Source organism: Kangiella marina, from assembly GCF_039541235.1.
Taxonomy (GTDB): Bacteria; Pseudomonadota; Gammaproteobacteria; order Enterobacterales; family Kangiellaceae; genus Kangiella; species Kangiella marina.
In genome coordinates this window covers 1,660,908-1,683,353 of record NZ_BAABFV010000001.1, presented here as the reverse complement: position 1 = coordinate 1,683,353, position 22,446 = coordinate 1,660,908, and the positions used below count along the sequence as shown (strand labels likewise).

Below are 22,446 nucleotides of genomic sequence, written 5' to 3'. Positions count from 1 at the left end.
CTATAGTTACCATTAGTACAGTTACCATTAATTAGCAACGATATTGACCAGTTTACCCGGAACCACAATCACTTTGCGAATGGTATTACCTTCAGTGAACTTCACCACATGTTCATCCTCAATTGCCAAAGCTTCAATTTCTTCTTTCGACGCACTGGCTGACACAGTAATTTTGGCACGAACCTTGCCGTTGACCTGAACCACGATCAGCTTTTCATCTTGCACCATGGCAGATTTATCGGCTGTCGGCCACTGGGCATCAACCACATCAACACGGTCACTATCATTAACCAACTCACCCAACGCCGTCCACAACTCAGAACACACGTGCGGCACGATTGGCGCTAATAACAGAACCGCTGTCTCTAATGCTTCATGCAGCACCGCTCGATCTTGCTCTGACATTTCCTCGGCTTTCGCAGCATGATTCAACAACTCCATCACCGCTGCAATCGCTGTATTAAAGGTAAAGCGACGATCATAATCGTCCGTGACTTTAGCGATAGTTTCATGTGTTTTGCGACGCAAAGCTTTTTGATCGCTATTCAAGTTCGATACGTCTAGCTCACTGACCGCGCCTTTTTGCTGATGCGACTGCACCATCTTCCACAAACGGCGTAAGAAACGCAGCGAACCTTCTACCGCAGAGTCTTGCCACTCCAATGACTGATCCGGCGGCGACGCGAACATAGTGTATAAACGCATGGTGTCTGCGCCATACTGTTCGACCATCGACTGCGGATCGATACCGTTATTTTTCGACTTCGACATTTTGGTCATACCAGCATGAGTCACTGAATTACCGTCTTTATCGACGGCATTAACAATATGACCTTTATCATCACGCTCGACCACTTCGACTTCTAGCGGCGACACCCAATGACGCGCACCTTTGTCATCCACATAGTAGTAAGCGTCAGCCAAAACCATGCCCTGACACAATAGTTTTTTCGCAGGCTCGTCAGAATTGACTAAGCCCATGTCACGCAATAGCTTGTGGAAGAAGCGGAAATACAACAAGTGCATGGTGGCATGTTCAATACCGCCAATATACTGATCGACTGGAAGCCAATGATTCGCTTTCTCAGGGTCGAGCATACCGTCTTCATAATTCGGGCAAGTAAAACGCGCGTAGTACCAGCTCGACTCCATAAAGGTATCAAAAGTGTCGGTTTCTCGAATACCCTCAACACCATCAATCACCGCTTTTTTCCACTCGTCGTCCGTGTTGAGCGGACTGGTCACGCCGTCCATCTTTACATCTTCTGGTAGGCGCACTGGTAACTGGTCTTCTGGTGCAGGAACCACTGAGCCGTCTGGCATATTCACCATCGGGATTGGTGCTCCCCAATAACGCTGGCGCGACACGCCCCAGTCACGCAGACGATAATTTACTGTTTTATTACCCTTACCAATCGATTCTAATTTTTCTGCAATCGCATCAAAGGCTTTATCGAAAGGCATTTCCGAAAATTCGCCCGAATTAATCACGATACCTTTTTCGGTATAAGCCGCTTCACTAATATCTAGCTCAGAGCCATCAGCGGGCTTCACCACCTCGGCTTTATCAATGCCGTACTTTGTTGCAAATTCATAATCACGCTGATCATGAGCAGGAACCGCCATTACCGCGCCCGTGCCATAATCCATCAAGACAAAGTTCGCCACCCAAATCGGTACGTCTTTGCCGGTTAGCGGATGCTTGGCGTACAAGCCGGTCGCCATACCTTTCTTTTCCATGGTCGCCATGTCGGCTTCCGACACCTTACTGTTTTTGCATTCGTGTACGAAATCAGCAAGCTCATCATTCTTCTCAGCTGCCATCGCCGCAATTGGATGTCCCGCCGCAACCGCAAGATAAGTAACGCCATACAATGTATCTGGGCGTGTGGTATAAACGCGAAGGTTATCACCTTCAGAAAAATCGAATTCAACTTCAACGCCCTCTGAGCGGCCAATCCAGTTCTTCTGCATGGTTTTCACCATGTCAGGCCAACCTTCGAGCTTCTCGATATCGTCTAACAGCTCTTCCGCATAGTCCGTGATTTTAATAAACCACTGCGGAATTTCTTTCTGCTCAACTGGTGTATCACAGCGCCAGCAAGTGCCATCGATAACTTGCTCGTTAGCCAATACCGTTTGGTCATTCGGGCACCAGTTAACCGATGAAGTCTTTTTATAGACTAAGCCTTTTTCGTACAACTTAGTGAAGAACCACTGCTCCCAGCGGTAATATTCAGGCTGGCAGGTCGCAAACTCACGGTCCCAGTCAAAAGCAAAACCTAACGTCTGCAACTGACCTTTCATGTATTCGATATTTTCGTAAGTCCAAGGTGCAGGCGACGCATTATTCTTCACCGCCGCATTTTCAGCAGGCAAACCAAACGCATCCCAACCAAACGGCTGCATCACATTTTTACCCTGCATACGCTGGAAACGCGACACCACATCACCGATCGTATAGTTACGAACGTGGCCCATGTGTAATCGACCACTCGGATACGGGAACATGCTCAGGCAGTAAAACTTCTCTTTCGAAGCATCCTCGACCGCCTTAAAGGTTTGATTTTTTTGCCACTTTTCTTGAATTTTCCCTTCAATTTCAGAAGGTTGGTAGTGCTCAGTTAGTTGCATTGTCTGAAAATCTTTGTTTATAAAATAGGATAAAGAGGAAACAGGCTAAAAGCCCCGCACAGCCTCAAACTACAAACCGTTAATGTTACCTGACAGGGGGGAGAGCAACAAGGTTAATTGTTAGGGTTTTCAGGGTTTGTGGCCTAACTAAAGTTATAACTTTCATCATTCGACGTCATCCCCGCGAAGGCGGGGATCTTTAGATAGGGGAAATGTACTTATGCTTAATCACTAAACTTAACACAAAGTAGTTCATTTTTTGATCGAGCAAACGACCAAAGGAAGTCCCTTTAGGGAAAACGAACAAAAAAAACTCGCCCCAAAAGTTAGGCCTAACGGCTTCTCTTATCATTCAAAATTATTGACGTGCCACAAAACGAAACTCTGACCCACAGGGACGTGGGGAATGCGGTTGCAATGCCGGGAGCACTGCTTGCCTTGTTTCGTCTTTGCTAAATTGGGCTGTCCTGCCCAATTTGCCCTATAATTTCAAATGAAGAGGCTAACTTTTAAAGGGGGGATTGGTGTTAGCCTTGAGTTTTGGCTTGCATATAAATACTATTTCAACTTACATAACTATCGAAATATAGGCAAACTTTTCTTCTCTAAGTCTTCCCGAAGGTTAGACCTAGTTTCGTTCATCACTTCGAACTTTATAACTCTAACCTCAGAAATGTCTTCCTTATTCTCTAAAACAATATTGTTAGAGCCATTCCACTCAACTATCGTATATTTAATATCCGACTCCTGCAGTCGTTCTTTAAACCGCTGCAAGTATATAGAATGAATACTAACAGTACGCTCCGACGGAGGAGCGTACTCATGCTCAATGTCTGAACTTATTTTATCAAATGCATTTAAGTCAGAGTTTTTTATCCAGATATGATCGCCATACACATCATGGTCAATATTGTTATTTTTTAAAGACTCTATAATTAATGTTTTAAACTGTTGATCGACAACTTCAATAGGGACATTTTTTTCAGCAGCCTCTAAACTAGTTATTGAAACGGCTAGTAGCAATGTAAAGCCTAATAACTTAACCATAAATCATATTCCCTCATATACTCCTCTAAATAATATAAACCGAACACCTCAAATAGGATGGTTAGCCTGCGCAACCCATCGAAAAGCTTGTTGGGTTACGTCTAACGACTATCCCAACCTATATGGTTAAGTGTATTTTCTCAAGCCAAACGCTACGCCCAACAAACCAATCACTAACACCAATAACGTCCAGTACCCATACTGTAAGAACCAAGTAGGTTTGTTATCAAGAAGATAAGCGCCGGCAAGAACTTTGCGTTCAAAGCGTGGGATTTGTTCCATCACGCGGCCGTTTGAGGCGATGACGGCTGTTAGGCCATTATTAGTGCCACGAATCACGGGTAACCCGGTTTCGATGGCACGCATTTGAGCGATCTGGAAGTGTTGCAATGGCCCCCAGCTGTCGCCAAACCAAGTATCGTTGCTGATGGTTAAAATCGCGGTGAATTGATCTTGTGATTGCTTTCCGAGGCCTTGAATCAAACCTGAAAAGGCAATTTCATAGCAAATTGCAGGGACCAGTGCTGCTTTCTCAGTTCGCAACGGTTCTTGAGCTGCATCGCCTGGCGTGAAGCTCGACATGGGTAAATCAAAAAAGTCGATTGCGCCGCGCAAAAGTTCAGTAAAAGGTATGTATTCGCCAAAAGGGACCAGCTGCTGCTTGTGATAGGCCTGATTATGGTTACCCAACATGCGAATGCCCGAATAGTAAATCTTACGATTCTCAGGCTCATACATCGGGATGCCGGTAATGAATTGAGTACCACTGTCTTGAGCTTTTTGCTCCAGTTCGGCCATCAATCCTGGCACACGATTCTCAAATGATGGAATACCGCCCTCTGGCCACACCACCAGATCCGCGCCCCAGTAAGGCTCAGTCTGCTCGAAAAGACCAGACATAATCGCGTTGAAATACTGAGGGTCCCACTTGATGTGCTGATCGATATTCGGTTGCACCAAAGCTACCGTTAAGGTTTGCTCTTTACTCGGTGACTTTGAATACATGTGCAGTGTCGCGATAAACGGAATCACTACAACCATTAAAATTGGGACAATAAATCGTCGTTGCTGGGCGTAACCTTTCGTCGACACCACCTCTGACAGTAAACAACTCAAGATAACGACAAATAGCGTAACACCGTGTACGCCTAAAAACCCAGCGAGCCCCTGCATCAAAGCTTCGGTTTGACTGTAACCTGCGTATAGCCATGGAAAGCTGACGAACCAAGAACCTTGGGCGATGTTAAGCCCGACCCAAATAATACTAAACAGAATAACTCTTGAAACCAGTGAGTACCGACTAAAGTACTTTTGCATCAGCCAACCTAAAAGCCCATAAAACAGAGCGAGAATAGCTGCGAACAGAATGGTCAGAATAACCGCAAGCGGTGACGAGGCGTTGCCAAAGGTATTAATGGAAACATAAACCCACGACACACCAGCCAGGAATACACCAAAACCATAACCCCAACCGAGTCGGAAAGCTTGTTTCGCCGTTTTATCAGTAAGCAACCACCACAAGGCCGCAATCGAAACGAGCGCTAATGGCCACCAATTCAAAGGGGCAAACGCTAAGGGATAGACGGCTCCTGAAATAAGGGCAATAAAAAATGCCAGCCAGCCGTTTGGACTGGCAAATTTTTCTGTCATCGTTGACTCTCTAAACTATTTTGATTAATTACATTTATATTGAAATCAGGCAGTTAATTCCAAACTCATAAAACATTAAATAAAACGATTAACTGCATACGTTATTCTTAAGCAGGAATCTAACAGTTAGCGCCTACTCCCCCTTAAAAGTTAGCCTCAGGATTCAAAATTTTAGGGCAAATTGGGCAAGGAAAGCCCAATTTAGCAAAAACGAAACAAGGATGTTTCGTTTTGCGGCGCGTTAATAATTTTTAACCCTGAGGGTTGCCCTTTAGGCCTAACTTTTGGGGTGTCTTTTCTTTTGGTTCGTTTTCTTTGGACAAGCAAAGAAAATGAACATTTAAAACATACATTACATGATACCCGCACCACACACTTTTTCTTCGGTCACCTTCGCAGGAATCACATTGCTAGGGTTCCAGCCAAGAAAGCTATGAGCTCTGCTCTTGCACCAACGGTTTTACTCGTAATAAGTGAACCCGACGCTGATCGGCATTTAACACGGTAAACTTGAAGTCACCCATCTTAATGGTTTCTTCACGCTCAGGCATGTGTCCGAACTTATTGACCAACAAACCGCCAATGGTATCAAACTCTTGATCCGAGAAGTCCGAGCCTAAGCGCTCATTGAAGTCTTCAATATCGGTTTGGGCTTTAATGATGTATTCGCCATTGGAGTGCAACTTAATATTGCTTTCTTCTTCATCAATATCAAACTCATCTTCAATATCACCGACAATCTGCTCCAACACATCCTCAATCGTGACCAGACCTGAAACACAACCATATTCATCGACCACAATCGCCATGTGATTACGCTTTGAGCGGAATTCGGTCAGCAAGATATCTAGGCGTTTACTCTCTGGAATAATGTAGGCTGGACGTAAAACATCTTTAATATCAAAGTTTTCGCGCCCATCTTCGTCAAAAGCATAGCTCAACAACTCTTTGGCCAACATGATGCCTTCGATATCATCACGATTTTCACCGACCACGGGATAGCGCGAGTGTCTTGTTTCGCTGACAATCGGTAGAATCTCTTGCAGCGTCGCGTTTTCATGAATCACATTCATTTGCGACCGTGGAATCATAATGTCTCGCACCTGCATTTCTGCAACCTGCAAAACACCTTCCATCATCGCCAAGGAATCGGTTTTGATCAGTTTATCGTCTTTTGCCACCCGCAGAACTTCCACCAGCTGCTGGCGGTCTTGGGGTTCAGAATGGAATATATCGAAAATTCGTTGAAGGAAGCTCCTCGACGGAGGTTTGTCATCGCTCATGGCGCTTTATCTTGTCCTCTAATTGCCAAACACACTAGTATAAACACGTTATTCTTCAATGACATAGGGATTTCCTATGCCAAGTCCAGCCAAAACCTCAGCTTCTAGCGCCTCCATGATTTCAGCCTCTTCATCTTTTATATGATCGTAGCCTAACAAATGCAAGCACCCGTGCACGACCATGTGCGCCCAGTGATGCTCGATTTGTTTCTGCTGCTCTTTTGCTTCCAGCTCAACAATGTCCGCACAAATCGCTAGATCGCCTAAAATTTGCTCTTCAGGAAGTAAGTCCTGCGGCAAACCTGGCGGTAACTCAAAAGGGAATGATAAGACATTGGTCGGACGGTCTTTTCCACGATATTGGAAGTTGAGCTGCTGGCTCTCTTCACTGGAAACCACTCGGATCGACAAAGATGCTGGTTGTTCACTATCCAAAACTATAGAGACAGCGACCTGCGCCCAAGCGAGAAACTGTTTTTGTTCAGGAATTTTCGGGTTAGCGACAGCGACTTCTAATGCGAGATCAATGATACTCATTACAATTTTTTTGCCGCATCATTAGCCGTATCGGCCGCACGCCTCGCCTCTGCCACATCGGCATCTTCATAAGCCTGGACGATACGCTGTACCACTGGATGGCGCACCACATCTTTCGACTGAAAGAAGGTAAAGCTGATGCCGTCAACATCTTTCAAAACATCGATGACGTGACGCAAACCAGATTTTTGGCCACGCGGTAAATCGACCTGTGTAATGTCACCAGTGACCACTGCTTTTGAACTAAAGCCAATACGGGTTAAGAACATTTTCATTTGTTCAACCGTGGTATTTTGACTTTCGTCCAGAATAATAAAAGCATCATTGAGGGTTCGACCACGCATATAAGCCAACGGCGCAACCTCAATCACATTACGTTCCATCAGTTTAGCCACTTTTTCAAAGCCAAACATTTCATACAAGGCATCATATAAAGGACGTAAGTAGGGATCGACTTTCTGTGCTAAATCGCCAGGCAAGAAACCCAGTCGCTCGCCCGCCTCGACCGCTGGGCGCGTTAGCAAGATACGGCGAACCTGCTGCTTTTCCCACGCATCAACGGCATTCGCCACGGCAAGGTAGGTTTTACCCGTACCCGCAGGGCCAATACCAAAACTGATGTCATGGTGAATAATATTTTGCAGATATTGTTTCTGGTTAGGGCTACGCGGCTTAATCAGGCCACGCTTTGTCACTAAGGTCACGTTATCGTCAACATGACCTTTAGGTTTTGCCGACTCTAACTCCGTAGAAATTTCTTGGATCGCTAAATGCACATCGGCGCTATCTAACACTTTCTTCTTAGCGGTATCGGCGTATAAGCCTTCAACCACCTGACGCGCGGCGGCGATATTGATACCTTCGCCGATCAAGCTCACCGAGTTTCCACGAACATTGACTTCAACGCCCAAACGTCGCTCGATATGTTTTAAATGTTCATCAAGGTAGCCACACAAAGCTGATAAACGATTATTATCAGCCGGAAGCAGTTCAAAGGTTTCGTTTGATAATTGAGACAAGAATTATCCTATGACAATAATTAACTTAGTGAACCAAGCCATCAGGCTCAAACTCACCACGCAATGAATTTGGGAAAGCATCGGTGATCGTCACTTCCGCGAACTTGCCGATCAAACTGTGCGGCCCTACAAAGTTCACGATGCGATTGTTTTCAGTACGACCACGAAGCTCCATTGGATCTTTCTTAGACGGCCCTTCAACCAAGATTTTCTCTTTGTTGCCAACCATATTACGGCTGATTGAAAATGCCTGCTGGTTGATACGCTGCTGTAAAATCGACAAGCGTTGCTTTTTCACTTCCATCGGAGTGTCATCAACGATATCTGATGCTGGCGTGCCCGGGCGCGCGCTGTAAATAAAGCTAAACGAATGATCATAACCAATCTCGCCAATCAGCTTCATGGTATCTTCAAAATCCGCTTCGCTTTCGCCAGGGAAGCCAATGATAAAGTCCGACGACATTGACATGTTTGGGCGAATTTTGCGTAGGCGGCGAATTTTCGACTTGTACTCAAGAGCGGTATGACCGCGCTTCATTAGTGCTAACACACGATCGGAACCGCTTTGCACCGGCAAGTGTAAGTGACTGACTAGCTCAGGCACGTCTTCATACACCTCAATCAAGCGATCGGAGAATTCCACTGGGTGTGATGTCGTAAAACGAATGCGATCGATGCCATCAACAGCGGCGACATAAGTAATCAGTTCCGCCAAATCAGCGGTGTGACCTTCGTGGGTAGGGCCACGGTACGCATTCACGTTCTGCCCCAACAAATTAATTTCACGGACACCTTGCGCTGCCAACTGTGCACACTCAGCAAGCACATCATCAAACGGACGGCTGACTTCTTCACCGCGGGTATAAGGCACGACACAGAAAGAGCAGTATTTCGAGCACCCTTCCATAATCGACACAAAGGCCGTCGGGCCTTCAGCACGCGGTTCTGGCAAGCGGTCAAACTTCTCGATTTCAGGAAACGTAATATCAACCACCGCTTTTTTGGTGGTACCTTCGCCACTGGCCTCTTTAATCATTTCAGGCAAGCGGTGTAGCGTTTGTGGACCAAAAATCACGTCCACATACGGCGCACGCTGACGAATTGCTTCGCCTTCTTGCGACGCCACGCAACCACCAACCCCAATAATTAAATCAGGATTGTCTTTTTTTAAGTTCTTCCACTGACCCAGTTGCGAAAACACTTTTTCTTGAGCTTTTTCGCGGATCGAGCAAGTGTTCAGCAGCACCACATCAGCCTCTTCCGCCGATGCCGCCGCTTCTAAACCATGAGTTTTGTTCAACAGATCTGACATACGAGACGAATCGTATTCATTCATCTGACAACCCCAGGTTTTGATAAATAATTTCTTGCTCATGTGACCTTACTTGCTCCTGACGCTTCACAATTTAGCTAAAATTAGCCGATTTGTTCAAAAAAGGGCGCGAATTATACCATCAGCACCCTACCCTAAGCCAGCCTTCATTGGCTATTTTTTAAGCAGACCTACAAAGGTTTTTCTGCTGTTAATGGCCCAGTAAACCTCCCCTCAATCCAGCCGACCACAAGGTAAACGCCCAAGGCGGTGATCAACGAGATAAAGAAAGGGGTTGACCATGCAAACACAAACTCACCCAGCAACCAGATAGTTGCTGCGGTAATTAATGTGATGGCCGCTGTGTACTGGCCTCCGAAACGCGTAAATAGGCCGAAGGTACCAACCACAAAAACACCAGCACTCCCGAAAGCAGATGCAGTAACAACTAAGTCATAAACCCCTTTGGCATGTAACGCTAAGTAATAGGCGATAGAACCCAAGACGACAATTCCTACCCGCGCGAACAAGACCTTTTGTCGCTCCGACACAGTTTGTTGCTTCTTTCTAAAAGGCACTACGATATTGTGCGAAATCAAGGAGCTGGCCGCTAACAACACGGAATCCACAGTCGATAAAATCGCTGAGACCAAAGCCCCAGCAAATAAAATGTACAAGAACGTCGGTAGGTACTCTTTCGCCAACTGCGGCAATAATTGCTCTGAGTCAGCCAAGTTAGGCATTAAGTTTAGCCCCACTAAACCCAGATAAACGGGTATCAGGCCAATCACGAGGTAAAGGCTTGCCCCTCGAAGGGTCGAACGTCTCGCTTCTTCAGCGCTGCGACAAGCCAAGACACGGGTGATCAACTCCTGTGTCAGAACCGAGCCGAAGATCGGAATAGCCCAAGCTTCAAATTTCTGGAGCAAGGTTGAGTCTTCCGAAACAAAACTAAAGCGCGCCGCATCAACGGAACTCAAGCTGGCATTAGGATCGCCGCTGGTAAAGACAAAAATACCCAGTAAGACCAAACCTAAAATTAAAAAGCTGGCCTGAATAACGTCCGTTACCGCCACCGCCAATAAGCCGCCAAGCATGGTGTAGATAATCACCACCGCCGCAGCGATAGTGATGGTCATCTCAACCTGCAAGCCCGTCAGTGACGACAACACCTGGCCGAACGCACGAATTTGAGCAGCCGCCCAAAGCATTGACGCAGGCACTAATATAAGCACCACTAACTTCTCAATGCTGGGTGAGTAACGTTGGCGGAACAAATCAGCAAAGGTCACAAACTTGCGCTTCCACAACGGCATGGCGAAAACAAAGCCCATGACAAACAAGCAGAGTGCAAAGCCGAACGGATCAGCCGTGCCGCCGGAAAGGCCATTGTCATAAATCGAGGACGCCGCGCCAATACAGGTTTCGGCACCAAACCAGGTGGCGAAAATGGTAAACACCGCCAAACTCGGTTTCAGCTGACGCCCAGCCAGTAAAAAGTCTGTCTCACTTTTTGGTTTGCGAGACGCCCAAAGCCCAACCATCAGCTGAGCAATTACAAAGAGGGTAACCCCCAGAACCACAGCATTCATCAAAAGCGATTCCAAGCAGTTTAAAAAGCGAAAATTAATCCTTTTTTCGCCAAAACACCAGATTTTTTTTCACGTTAGATTTGTTACACTCGACTCAATCAATTAATAGGAGTTAACAATGTTCAGAATCACATTGCTAAAAGTACTGTCCGTCGCAGCCCTACCGCTGGTGCTCGCCGCTTGTAGTAGTGAGTCCACTAATCAAAAAACCACCGACTGGAGTATTGAGTCTGCTCAATCAGAGCTCAACTTCAGTAGCACCAAAAATGGTGACATTACTGAAACACACAGTTTTGAATCATTATCGGGCACAGTCAAAGCGAACGGTGAAGCGCGCATTGCCATCGATCTTAATAGTGTTAACACCAATATCGAGATTCGCGATGAACGAATGCAGAAGCATGTCTTTAATTCCACAGCGAAACAAACAGCAGTCGTTAAAGCCGATATCGATCCTGAATTACTAACGACCAAGAAAGCAGCCACTCAAACCATCAACGGAACCCTTTCTATGGCGGGTAAGATCACCGAGTTCACGGCAACGGTTGACGTTACGCCAAGCAAGCAAGGATTAACCGTTAGCACCAAGCAACCCATTGCCCTGTCCGTTAAAGCGTTAGGCATAAGCGAAGGCATTAACAAGCTTCAAGAGATTGCTGGCTTACAAAGTATTAGTGATGAGGTTCCAGTGACCTTTTCAATCTCATTGACGCCTAAAAAGTAATGACTGAATAGCTAACTAAGCTAACCTACTGCATATGGCGGCTTTTATGGGCCGCCATTTTTCTGCCCGATTCCATAAAGTTTCCATCACTTTGTCCACATACCTGCTCCATAAAGGTTCGGTTTAATAACACTATCGAACAACGAAATAGCTAACGGCACACAGCCACAGCAATTTAAGGAGCAACACATGAACGTATCAACAAAATTTAAACAAGCCACTTTTGCAATCATCGCTATGGCCGCTCTCGGACTTAGCGCTAACTTAAAAGCCGATCAACCGACAGAACCGCTAGAAAATATTAAACTTTTTGGTGTGGTTAATGCATTGGGGCAAGACAGCCAGCTACGCTCAATCCAGCCGACCGCGAGCAGCATTACTGAACAACGCTCTGAAGGGTTGACAGTTTTAACGCTCTCGCAAACCTTTACTAACCAAACCGGTCACGATGTGGAAGGTTATTACCATATTCCGCTACCGAACCCTGGTGCCTTGATTAATTATGACATTAGTTCTAATAAAGTCGGCAACCAGCTTAATGACCCGCAAAAATTGGAACTAAGCAATGGTGAGAGTATCACCTATACAGTGCGCTACGAACTTAACTCAAACTTGCTGGTTGGCTTCCACCAAACTGAAGACTCCAGCTTTAGCGAGCAATTAACGCAAAATGCCATTGCACAAAACTAGTCCTAACTGAAACAGCCTATATCCCCCAGAGCATAGGACGACTCCAAGACAAGGATGTCACACTCATTACAAAACCTCCTCTACATGTTGGGCGCTTAGCGCCCATTTTTTTATTTTCAATAAGTCATATTTGAGATAAATAATGCGTCAACGCTTCGTTCCAAGCGTGACTTCACACTAAATGAGGTATTGACGCACAACCTTATTTACGCCTGCGTCACAAAGGTACATAACAATACAATCCGATACAGTTTAATAATTGAACAGCCCTAATTTCGCTGATAGGTTACTGGACGTGCTGAAGAAATATTTAAAGTAAATCTAAAGCACAAAAAAGCTGAAGGGGGTACTTTTATCACTGTCTGATAGGCCTTAATTGACATAGAACTAAGGAGGCATGGGTAAAAGACTTCAGCACTAAAATTGATAAGAGATATGTCTATCTCACTATGAGAAGGAGAAGTTTATGAACACTCGTTCAAAGTTCATGCTAAGCACTGTATCGCTGTGCATGTTGACCGCCGTTGGTCACGCAGCCGAGAGACAGTCGCTACGTGATAATCCTACCGTGAATAACCTGATAGCTGAGCAACAAGCGTTACCTGGTTCAGTATCCATGAATGCTAAGCAAATCGCTGGCTTAAGCGGTAACAGCGACTCGCTACAAGTTCGCAAGAGCTACAGCAACAACGGTAATGTGACTAAGCGTTATCAGCAATTCTACAAAGGCATTCCAGTGGTTGGCGACGATGTTATTATTACTCGCAGCGCTAGCGGTGCTTTTAGCTTTGCGCACGGCGCAGTGCTAAGCGACATCGAGCAAGATGTTCCTAACGTCAAACCAAGCATCACATCGGCAGAAGCACTTTCCATTGCTAAGAACACTCAGCAATTTAACGCACAAGGCAAAACCAGCCGCGCGCCGACTCACTTCGAAAACGAACAGTCAGATCTTGTTATTTGGCAAAGTAACGATGGCGTTGCAAAGCTCGTTTACTCGGTAAGCTACGTTTCGCATGGCGACAAGCCATCTCGTCCACAAATGTTTGTCGACGCTAAAACCGGTGATGTTTTACATTCTTATGAGAATCTACAAACGGCTGACGGTACTGGCCCTGGTGGTAACCAAAAAACCGGACGTTATGTTTATGGTACAGACTTCGATCCAATGAATGTGGCCCAGTCTGGTAACACTTGTACTATGAGCAATAGCAATGTTGATACTATCAACATGAACAACTCGCAAAGTGGCGGCAGCATCCATAGCTTTACGTGCCCAGAGAATACGGTCAAAGAAATTAATGGTGCTTACTCGCCATTAAACGACGGCCACTTCTTCGGCGGTGTTGTATTCAACATGTTCGGCGATTGGTTCAACACAGCGCCATTAACGCAGAAGCTACGTGTCCGTGTTCACTACGGTAACAACTATGAGAACGCTTTTTGGGATGGTCAGCAAATGACGTTTGGTGACGGTGCTAACCGTTTTTACCCACTAGTCTCGCTAGACGTGATGGCACACGAAGTAAGCCACGGTTTCACTGAGCAAAACTCAGGTTTGGTATACAGTGGTAAATCAGGCGGCTTGAACGAGTCTTACTCCGATATGTCTGGTGAAGCGGCTGAGTTCTACATGAATGGCTCAAACGACTTCTTAGTCGGTGAACAAATCTTCAAGAGTAACGGCGCACTTCGCTACATGGACGACCCAACTCAAGACGGTAACTCTATTGGCCACCAAAGCGATTACTACTCAGGTATGGACGTTCACCACAGTTCAGGTGTTTACAATAAAGCCTTCTATCTACTAGCAACAACTGCTGGCTGGGATACGAAAAAAGCCTTTGAAGTTTACACCCGCGCTAACCAAAACTATTGGACAGCACGAACTAACTGGGATGATGCTGGTGACGGTGTTTTAGATTCAGCATGTGACTTAGGTTATAGCGTTGATGATGTCAATGCGACCTTGCAAGCTGTTGGTATCAGCAGTAACGTCAGTCCAGGACGCGACTGTGGACAAGATCCCGGTCCGGATCCAGAGCCAGGCAACGAACTACAAAACGGCGTTCCTGTAACTGGTCTGTCTGCCTCACAAGGTGAAGACATTGTTTACACCATGGAAGTGCCAACTGGTGCAAGCGACATCAGCTTCAGCATCAGCGGCGGAACCGGTGACGCAGACTTGTATGTCCGTAAAGGCGCGGCTCCAACGGACTCAACCTACGACTGCCGCCCATACCGAAACGGCAACAACGAAAGCTGCTCAGGTAATGGCGCAGGCACTTACTATGTGCGCGTTAAAGCCTACTCAAGCTTCTCAGGTGTTAGCCTTGTCGGTAGCTACAACGATGGAACAGACCCAGGTACGCCGCCTATCGATGAAACTTATAGTAATGTTTCAGTGGCTCAAGGTGCATGGGAGCGTTATAGCCAAGACTTAAACGGCGATTACAGTTCGTTGACCGTGACTATCACGGGTGGCTCTGGTGACGCTGACTTATATGTTCGCCACGGCTCTCAACCAACCACGTCTAGCTACGACTGCCGTCCCTACAAATGGGGCAACGAAGAAACCTGCACCATCAGTGCGCCGCAGTCTGGCACCTGGCACATCGGATTAAGAGGCTATAGCGCAGCTTCAGGTGTTACATTAAACATCTCTGCAACTCCTCAATAATCTTACCAACCAAAGGAGGGACCATCGTCCCTCCTTCCCTAAATTCCTAATTTGTAGGTACACATTATGAAATGTCTATCAACCGGTCTCCTGCTATCAGGAGTGGTTGCTGGATCACTTGTCCTCGCACAAAGTGCAGCCGCTGAGAAACCATCAGCGCCAGTAACCGAACAATCAACAAGTGAACAAGACGTATGGATCACGCTTGGCGGCGATGCCGTAGAAACGATCCAAGCTAAATATCAGTCTACGATTCCAATGAAGCTGTCTGGAGTTATTGAGCAGAAGCAAAATGACCAAGTGGCTATTGCGCAGATTCCTGAGTCAAAAATTATTGAGCTCAGCAAAATGATGCATGATGAGCACAAACGTTGCGGTGGTTTTTTCTACCACAGCTCGCAGCAGGAGGCTCAAGAATATGCTCATAGCATTAACCAAACTCAAGAGTTTGCAGCGGTCAATTACACCATCGATAACCCTGACGCAGTTAATGCTTTGCTAGGCCAAATCTCTAGCAGTAATTTGACCTCAACTGTTAATACCTTAAGTAATTACAATAATCGTTATTACACCAGCAGCACTGGTGTTGATGCTGCTAACTGGATTAAGGACGAATGGCAGTCAATTGCCAATGGGCGTAATGATATTGACGTGCAGCAATACAATCATAGCAACTGGAGCCAACCATCGGTTATCGCAACGATCACAGGCACAACCACCCCTGATGAAATTGTTATCGTTGGCGGCCATTTAGACTCCATAAATAGTTCAAATACGTCAGGACGAGCTCCCGGCTCAGACGACAATGCTTCCGGTATCGCTGTGGCGACCGAATCATTGCGCGCCATTGTTGAGACTGGTTTCAAACCCGAGCGTACCATTAAACTGATTGGCTATGCTGCTGAAGAAGTTGGTCTGCGCGGCTCGAACGAGATTGCTAGCCAGCACAAAAGTAATAACGCCAACGTGATTGGCGTGGTTCAATTTGATATGTCTGGTTACAGAGGAAGTAACAAAGATATTGTGTTCATGACTGACTACACCAACTCAGGTCAAAATCAGTTTATGGCAGATCTGATTGATACTTACCTGCCGAGTATCGACTACGATTACGATCAATGTGGTTACGGCTGCTCAGATCATGCTTCGTGGCATAATCAAGGCTACGCAGCCTCGATGCCATTCGAAGCCTACATGGGGCAGCACAATGGTGATATTCACACCTCACGGGATGATCATTTCGATGCCAGTCACTCCGTGAACTTCGCTAAACTATCCGTGACTTATTTAGCTGAGTTAGCAAAAGGTGGCACTGGCCCAAACCCTGATCCTGATCCGGACCCTCCAGGTGACAACGCACTAGAGAATGGTGTTGCTGAAACAGGCCTATCAGCCTCTCAGGGCAACGACATTATGTACACCATGGAAGTTCCAGCGGGCGCAAGCGACATCAGCTTCGACATCAGCGGCGGAACCGGTGACGCAGACTTATACGTTCGTAAAGGCGCGGCTCCAACGGACTCGACCTACGACTGCCGTCCGTATAAAAATGGTAACAATGAAAGCTGCTCAGGCAGTGGTGAAGGCACTTACTATGTGCGCGTTAAAGCCTACTCAAGCTTCTCTGGGCTAACCCTAGTCGGTAGCTATGACGACGAGACTGCACCTGAACCCGACCCAGGTACGCCACCTATCGATGAAACCTATAGCAATATTTCCGTTGCTCAAGGTGCATGGGCACGTTATAGCCAAGACTTAAACGGCGATTACAGTTCGTTGACCGTGACTATCACGGGTGGCTCTGGTGACGCTGACTTGTATGTTCGCCACGGCTCTCAGCCAACCACGTCTAGCTACGACTGTCGTCCTTACAAATGGGGCAACGAAGAAACCTGCACCATCAGTGCGCCGCAGTCTAGCACCTGGCACATCGGATTAAGAGGCTACAATGCAGCGTCTGGGGTCACTCTTTCTGTAACCGCAACGCCACAATAAAAAGTAGTACTCCACAAAGCTCCACAGTAGTTGCGCACAAGGACGTGCGCTTTTTTTATTCTAATTTTTTGATAACTTTTTACAGAAAATTTGAGCTGAATACCTTAGCATAGTCATAATAATGATTACTTATAAAAGGCTTCCTCAAGACCATGTTCGTTATTTTGAGCATCTGCGTTTCGATTATGGTGTTATTCACCATCGTTCCACTATCCTACAATTCAAAGTGGTGGATCCGCGCCTTTGACTTTCCGCGTCTACAGTTGGCGATATTCAGTTTGGCACTGCTTTTTCTTGAGCTCATTTTTCTCGATTTTAGCGCTACCAGTAGCTGGTTACTTCTGTTCTGCACACTGGCCTGCTTTACTTACCAATCGTGGTGGATTTACCCCTATACTAGGCTGTCAAAGCCAGAAGTTAAGCCTTCAAGCAAGAATCAGCACTCGACCATTAGTATTGTTACGGCAAACGTTCTAATGACTAACCGTAATGCACGCGAGTTAATACGGCTTGTTCGTGAATACAGCCCTGATATTTTAGTGACTTTGGAAACCAATGAGTGGTGGCAGTCTCATCTTGATAAACTTGAAGATGAGTATCCTCACACCATCAAGTGCCCACTGGATAACCTCTACGGGATGCATGTTTACTCTCGGCTACCATTAGAAGATGCAATGACACAGTTCCTAGTAGAAGATGACATACCATCAATGCACGCTAAAGCAGTGCTTGAAAACGGCGACACGGTTCGCGTTCACTTCCTCCATCCAGCACCACCAAGCCCAACGGAAAATGAAGAGTCAACGGAAAGAGATGCTGAACTGGTGATGGTGGCAAAAAATATAGAGGAGACCCGTAGTTATGAGCAGCCGATTATTGTCACAGGCGATATGAATGACGTAGCTTGGTCTCGAACCACACGATTATTCCGCAAAATCAGTCGCTTACTTGATCCTAGAATTGGCCGCGGCATGTTCAATACCTTCCATGCTAAAGTTTGGTGTATGCGCTGGCCGCTTGATCACTTGTTCCATAGTGAACACTTTACGCTTGATAACATTACGCGGTTGCCATCTTATGGTTCAGACCATTTTGCTCTTTACACTCAACTCAGCCTTGAACCGCAAAAAGCCCCCCATCAATCTGGTGTAGACAAAGAAGATGGCGATGAGCAACTTGCCGAATCTATTATGGCTGAACAGAACTCTTCCAGCCAAAATGTTCATAACCCTACTTGAAACACTATAGTCAAATGTCTATTTTGCTAGCTTTGCGCCTAACCAAGCAAATGGTACAAAGACAAGAAGATCAACAACCATGAACCATAGCGGGTGCGGAATCATCACGAGGTTCATAATGCCGCCAGCAAGAAAGAAAACGCCACAAAAGGTACCAAGTAATAATTTCCTAGCTGGGGTTATTTTGCTGCACACAAAACCTGCAATAAATGAACCAACCAGGTGAGCAATAATAACGGTTATAAACGCATCAACTGGCAACGACGAAACGTATTCTTCGAAAGCACTTTTATCGTCCATGCTTAAATTTTCAGGCCATGGAAAACGCATCATATTGATTGACTCAATACCATAAATGGTTAAGCCCCCAACAATCACACCCACAATCACCGCTAATATTTGCTTCCCCATTATGACTCCCCCGCTTTTTTCTTATATAACCCATCAAAAACCGTTTGCCACGTTTTGCCCTCATCGGTCGATACTTGCCATACCTGCCTGACATTCCCCTCTTCAGGAGTCCAGCTAATTTTATTCATGACGGCACCACTTTTTCCTTGCGTCACTCCAGACATCACCATCGAATCCCCTTCCATGCCACCATTAAGTTTTAGCAAAGTCCCGCCGTTATCGACCCAAGTTTGATGCCACTGACTCTTAGTCTGATCATAAATATTATAACTGTGTCCTATGTTTCCACTAGCCCCACGCCAACTCTCTTGTAAGCTACAACCACCTAAAATCTTCTCAATGGTATTCTCACCCACCTTTTGCCCTTTTGGGCTAAAGACTTCCCACTCTCCAATCCAAAAATCAAATTGACGGTATTCAGTAGCTGAACACGGTGGTTGCTTATCCATTTCACTTGCTTGTAGGCCTGTCGTTAGTAACATCAAAACAATCAGATAACGCATAATCGTATTCCCTGTGTGAGTTAGTACCCCCTTTATATGTTGATTCAGTTAACAACACAAGTTCTCTTCAGGGAGTACGATAGTCTTTTCCAAGGGATACACAGTTGTGATATAAAACATCAAACAAAAGGAACTTCACACAGCTATGATTGGAATAATTTTACTCGCTATCACTTGGTTACTGTTACGACTTGAACATAAAGGACTTAATGAAATTGGTCTAAATAAACCAACACAACGAAGTATTGAGTTTATCGTCGGTCTGATTCTTGCCGCATTATTTTGTTTTGCTCAGAATGGGTTGTTAGCTTTAGCTGGAAATTTCAGTTGGGAACTTAACCCCCAATACTCCTTTAACACCGCCTTAGACTCTCTTCGCTGGATTCTCAATTCAGTTCTTTACGAAGAGTTATTATTCAGGGGATATCTTCTATATAAGGCAATTCACTATCTGGGACCTAAAGCAGCCTGTATTGTCTCTGCTGTGGCATTCGGGGTATATCACTGGTTCACCTATGAAGTTATCGGCAACCCTGTCGCCATGGGTTATGTGTTTATCCTGACGGCGATACCAGGGTTTATGTTCAGTTACGCGTTTTTAAAGACTCGATCGATTATATTACCGATTGGGCTCCATCTCGGCTGGAATATCTTTAACATTTTAGTTTTTTCTAAGGGCCCCGTTGGTGAACAGCTATTACTCACTAACCCTGCTCTTACCACTGAAAGTATTGATGGTTGGTCCGCTCTATTTATCAACCTCATTATCCCACTACTATTACCGCTTGTGGTGATTCTATTTTTAAAATTCTCATCACAATATAACAAGCAATAACAGGTTTAAGTCCTTTACACATTTAACAAAAAAGGGAGCCGAAGCTCCCTTTTCACAACTTAACGAGTAACGAATTACTCTTGACCAGCTGGCGCTTCTTCTTGCGCTGGTGGGTCAATCAAAGCTTTCATACTAAGACGAATACGACCTTGGCGGTCAACTTCTAGTACTTTAACTTTAACAATATCACCTTCTTTCAAGTAGTCAGTTACCTTATTCACGCGCTCATGAGCGATTTGTGAAATGTGAACAAGACCATCTTTTCCAGGAGTAATTTGAACGAATGCACCGAAGTCCGCTAAACGAACAACCTTACCTTCAAACTCCATACCCGCAGTGATTTCCATAGTAATCATTTCGATACGACGCACAGCTTCTGCTGCACCTTCTGAGTCGCTTGACGCAACCTTTACCGTACCGTCGTCTTCGATTTCAATCGTAGCGCCAGTTTCTTCAGTCAAGGCGCGGATAGTAGAACCACCTTTACCAATAACTTCTGAAATTTTATCGACTGGGATCTTGATCGCAGTGATACGTGGAGCATGCTCAGAAATATCTTCACGCGGCTTATCAATTGCTTGGTTCATGACGTTCAAGATATGTAAGCGGCCACCTTGTGCTTGGTGAAGTGCTTTTTCCATAATTTCTTGAGTAATGCCATCAATCTTAATGTCCATTTGAAGTGCAGTAATACCGTCAGAAGTACCCGCTACTTTAAAGTCCATATCACCTAAGTGATCTTCATCGCCTAAGATGTCAGAAAGAACAACAAAGTTGTCGCCTTCTTTAACCAAGCCCATCGCGATACCCGCAACTGGCGCTTTCATTGGTACACCAGCATCCATTAACGCTAATGAAGTACCACAGACAGACGCCATTGAGCTAGAGCCGTTTGATTCAGTGATCTCAGACACTACCCGCAATGTGTATGGGAATTCAGCAATAGTAGGAACCATCGCAAGAACACCACGCTTCGCTAAACGGCCATGACCGATTTCACGACGCTTTGGTGAGCCCATGAAGCCCGTTTCGCCCACACAGTATGGAGGGAAGTTATAGTGCATCATGAAGTGATCTTTTGCGTCGCCCATAATGCTGTCTTTAATCTGTGCATCACGCTCAGTACCTAACGTTGCAACAACTAAGGCCTGAGTTTCACCGCGAGTAAAGATTGCAGAACCGTGAGTACGCGGAAGAACGCCTGTGCGAATATCCAACGCACGAACCATGTCAGGTTCACGGCCATCAATACGTGGTTCACCAGATACGATTCGAGTACGAACCACTTCTTTTTCGATGTCGTGGAAAACTTCTTTAACGTCTTCAGCAGCAGGCTGACCTTCTTCTTCACCCGCTAATGCTTCGACAGCTTCAGCAGAAAGCTCGTTAATTTTGTCATAACGTTCCGCTTTGTCCGCGATTTGATACGCTTCGACGATAGCACCGTGCATTTTCTCTTTTACTGCATCATATAGAGCAGTGTTTTTCTCTGGAGCAGTCCAATCCCAAGCAGGCTTACCCGCTTCGGCTTGTAATTCTTTAATCGCTTGAATCGCGACCTGTAATTCTTGGTGACCGAACATAACAGCACCAAGCATGACGTTTTCAGGTAGTTCGTCAGCTTCTGACTCAACCATCAATACGGCTTTATCAGTACCGGCAACCATCAAGTCTAATTTTGAGTTTTCCATATCAGTCGTCGATGGGTTTAATGCATACTCACCATCAATATAACCAACACGCGCTGCACCAATCGGGCCAGCGAATGGAATGCCAGAAATTGCTAATGCCGCAGATGCACCGATCATTGATGGTACTGCTGGATCAACTTCTGGGTTGATTGAAACGATAGTAATAACAACTTGTACTTCGTTCAAAAAGCCTTCTGGGAAGAGCGGACGCAACGGGCGATCGATTAAACGAGCCGTTAGCGTTTCTTCGTCTGATGGACGACCTTCACGCTTCAAGAAACCGCCTGGGATTTTACCCGCAGCGTATGTTTTCTCTTGGTAGTTTACGGTTAGCGGGAAGAAACCCTGTCCTTCTTTCGCTTCCTTCTTACCGACTACCGATACAAACGCGGTAGTTCCTTCGACGTCAACGATTACTGCACCAGATGCCTGACGAGCAACGCGACCAGTTTCGATAGTGACTTCACGGCCACCGTATTGAAAAGATTTTTTTGTATAATCCACAATGTTTTCCTATTTTAGTTACTTGGGCTTGTTTACCCTCTTGCCCTCAGAACCCACATCGTCTGAAAGCAAACAAAAAAGGGGCCTTGGAGGCCCCTTAA

17 protein-coding genes are annotated in these 22,446 nt (G+C 45.8%); 6 read left to right on the top strand and 11 right to left on the bottom strand.

Annotated features, from left to right (window positions below; all coding sequences use genetic code 11):
- Nucleotides 1-27: 27 nt before the first annotated feature.
- The 8 genes from leuS to ABD943_RS07595 all read right to left on the bottom strand — a co-directional run bounded on the left by leuS (nt 28) and on the right by ABD943_RS07595 (nt 11,074).
- Nucleotides 28-2,634 carry a leucine--tRNA ligase gene (gene leuS / locus ABD943_RS07630; protein ID WP_345292590.1) on the bottom strand — a complete coding sequence of 869 codons (2,607 nt, stop codon included), beginning with the start codon at nt 2,632-2,634 and terminating at the stop codon, nt 28-30.
- A gap of 576 nt (nt 2,635-3,210) precedes the next feature.
- Nucleotides 3,211-3,681 (bottom strand): hypothetical protein, encoded by a 471-nt coding sequence (locus ABD943_RS07625; RefSeq protein WP_345292589.1) that lies wholly within the window; start codon nt 3,679-3,681, stop codon nt 3,211-3,213.
- A gap of 126 nt (nt 3,682-3,807) precedes the next feature.
- Nucleotides 3,808-5,331, bottom strand: a complete 1,524-nt coding sequence (gene lnt / locus ABD943_RS07620; protein WP_345292588.1) for an apolipoprotein N-acyltransferase — start codon at nt 5,329-5,331, stop codon at nt 3,808-3,810.
- A gap of 431 nt (nt 5,332-5,762) precedes the next feature.
- Nucleotides 5,763-6,614, bottom strand: a complete 852-nt coding sequence (locus tag ABD943_RS07615; RefSeq protein ID WP_345292587.1) for a CorC family transporter — start codon at nt 6,612-6,614, stop codon at nt 5,763-5,765.
- A gap of 48 nt (nt 6,615-6,662) precedes the next feature.
- Entirely contained in the window at nt 6,663-7,151 is a 489-nt protein-coding gene (gene ybeY / locus ABD943_RS07610) for an rRNA maturation RNase YbeY (RefSeq protein WP_345292586.1), read from the bottom strand.
- Complete coding sequence (locus ABD943_RS07605) at nt 7,151-8,170, bottom strand: PhoH family protein (RefSeq protein WP_345292585.1); 1,020 nt, start codon at nt 8,168-8,170, stop codon at nt 7,151-7,153. The genes ybeY and ABD943_RS07605 overlap by 1 nt, the downstream gene beginning before the upstream one ends.
- 25 nt (nt 8,171-8,195) lie before the next feature.
- Nucleotides 8,196-9,545 (bottom strand): tRNA (N6-isopentenyl adenosine(37)-C2)-methylthiotransferase MiaB, encoded by a 1,350-nt coding sequence (gene miaB / locus ABD943_RS07600; protein WP_345292584.1) that lies wholly within the window; start codon nt 9,543-9,545, stop codon nt 8,196-8,198.
- Between the two features lie 128 nt (nt 9,546-9,673).
- Nucleotides 9,674-11,074, bottom strand: coding sequence for a high affinity choline transporter 1 (locus tag ABD943_RS07595; protein WP_345292695.1), 1,401 nt, complete (start codon nt 11,072-11,074; stop codon nt 9,674-9,676).
- Between the two features lie 118 nt (nt 11,075-11,192).
- On the opposite strand from ABD943_RS07595, the gene ABD943_RS07590 reads away from it, so the two are divergent.
- The 5 genes from ABD943_RS07590 to ABD943_RS07570 all read left to right on the top strand — a co-directional run bounded on the left by ABD943_RS07590 (nt 11,193) and on the right by ABD943_RS07570 (nt 18,401).
- Entirely contained in the window at nt 11,193-11,798 is a 606-nt protein-coding gene (locus tag ABD943_RS07590; protein ID WP_345292583.1) for a YceI family protein, read from the top strand.
- Nucleotides 11,799-11,987: 189 nt separating this feature from the next.
- Complete coding sequence (locus ABD943_RS07585) at nt 11,988-12,488, top strand: hypothetical protein (protein ID WP_345292582.1); 501 nt, start codon at nt 11,988-11,990, stop codon at nt 12,486-12,488.
- Between the two features lie 466 nt (nt 12,489-12,954).
- Entirely contained in the window at nt 12,955-15,168 is a 2,214-nt protein-coding gene (locus ABD943_RS07580; protein ID WP_345292581.1) for a M4 family metallopeptidase, read from the top strand.
- Nucleotides 15,169-15,234: 66 nt separating this feature from the next.
- On the top strand, nt 15,235-17,163 hold the full coding sequence (locus tag ABD943_RS07575) for a M20/M25/M40 family metallo-hydrolase (protein ID WP_345292580.1): 1,929 nt from the start codon (nt 15,235-15,237) through the stop codon (nt 17,161-17,163).
- Nucleotides 17,164-17,315: 152 nt separating this feature from the next.
- Nucleotides 17,316-18,401, top strand: a complete 1,086-nt coding sequence (locus tag ABD943_RS07570) for an endonuclease/exonuclease/phosphatase family protein (protein WP_345292579.1) — start codon at nt 17,316-17,318, stop codon at nt 18,399-18,401.
- Between the two features lie 18 nt (nt 18,402-18,419).
- Here ABD943_RS07570 and ABD943_RS07565 read toward each other — a convergent pair whose 3' ends face one another.
- Complete coding sequence (locus tag ABD943_RS07565; RefSeq protein ID WP_345292578.1) at nt 18,420-18,812, bottom strand: hypothetical protein; 393 nt, start codon at nt 18,810-18,812, stop codon at nt 18,420-18,422.
- Nucleotides 18,812-19,315, bottom strand: a complete 504-nt coding sequence (locus ABD943_RS07560) for a hypothetical protein (protein WP_345292577.1) — start codon at nt 19,313-19,315, stop codon at nt 18,812-18,814. Before ABD943_RS07560 ends, ABD943_RS07565 begins: the two co-directional genes overlap by 1 nt.
- Before the next feature lie 145 nt (nt 19,316-19,460).
- On the opposite strand from ABD943_RS07560, the gene ABD943_RS07555 reads away from it, so the two are divergent.
- Entirely contained in the window at nt 19,461-20,150 is a 690-nt protein-coding gene (locus ABD943_RS07555; RefSeq protein ID WP_345292576.1) for a CPBP family intramembrane glutamic endopeptidase, read from the top strand.
- Between the two features lie 74 nt (nt 20,151-20,224).
- Here the strand turns inward: ABD943_RS07555 and pnp are convergent, their stop codons facing one another.
- Nucleotides 20,225-22,345 carry a polyribonucleotide nucleotidyltransferase gene (gene pnp / locus ABD943_RS07550; protein WP_345292575.1) on the bottom strand — a complete coding sequence of 707 codons (2,121 nt, stop codon included), beginning with the start codon at nt 22,343-22,345 and terminating at the stop codon, nt 20,225-20,227.
- Nucleotides 22,346-22,446 lie beyond the last annotated feature (101 nt).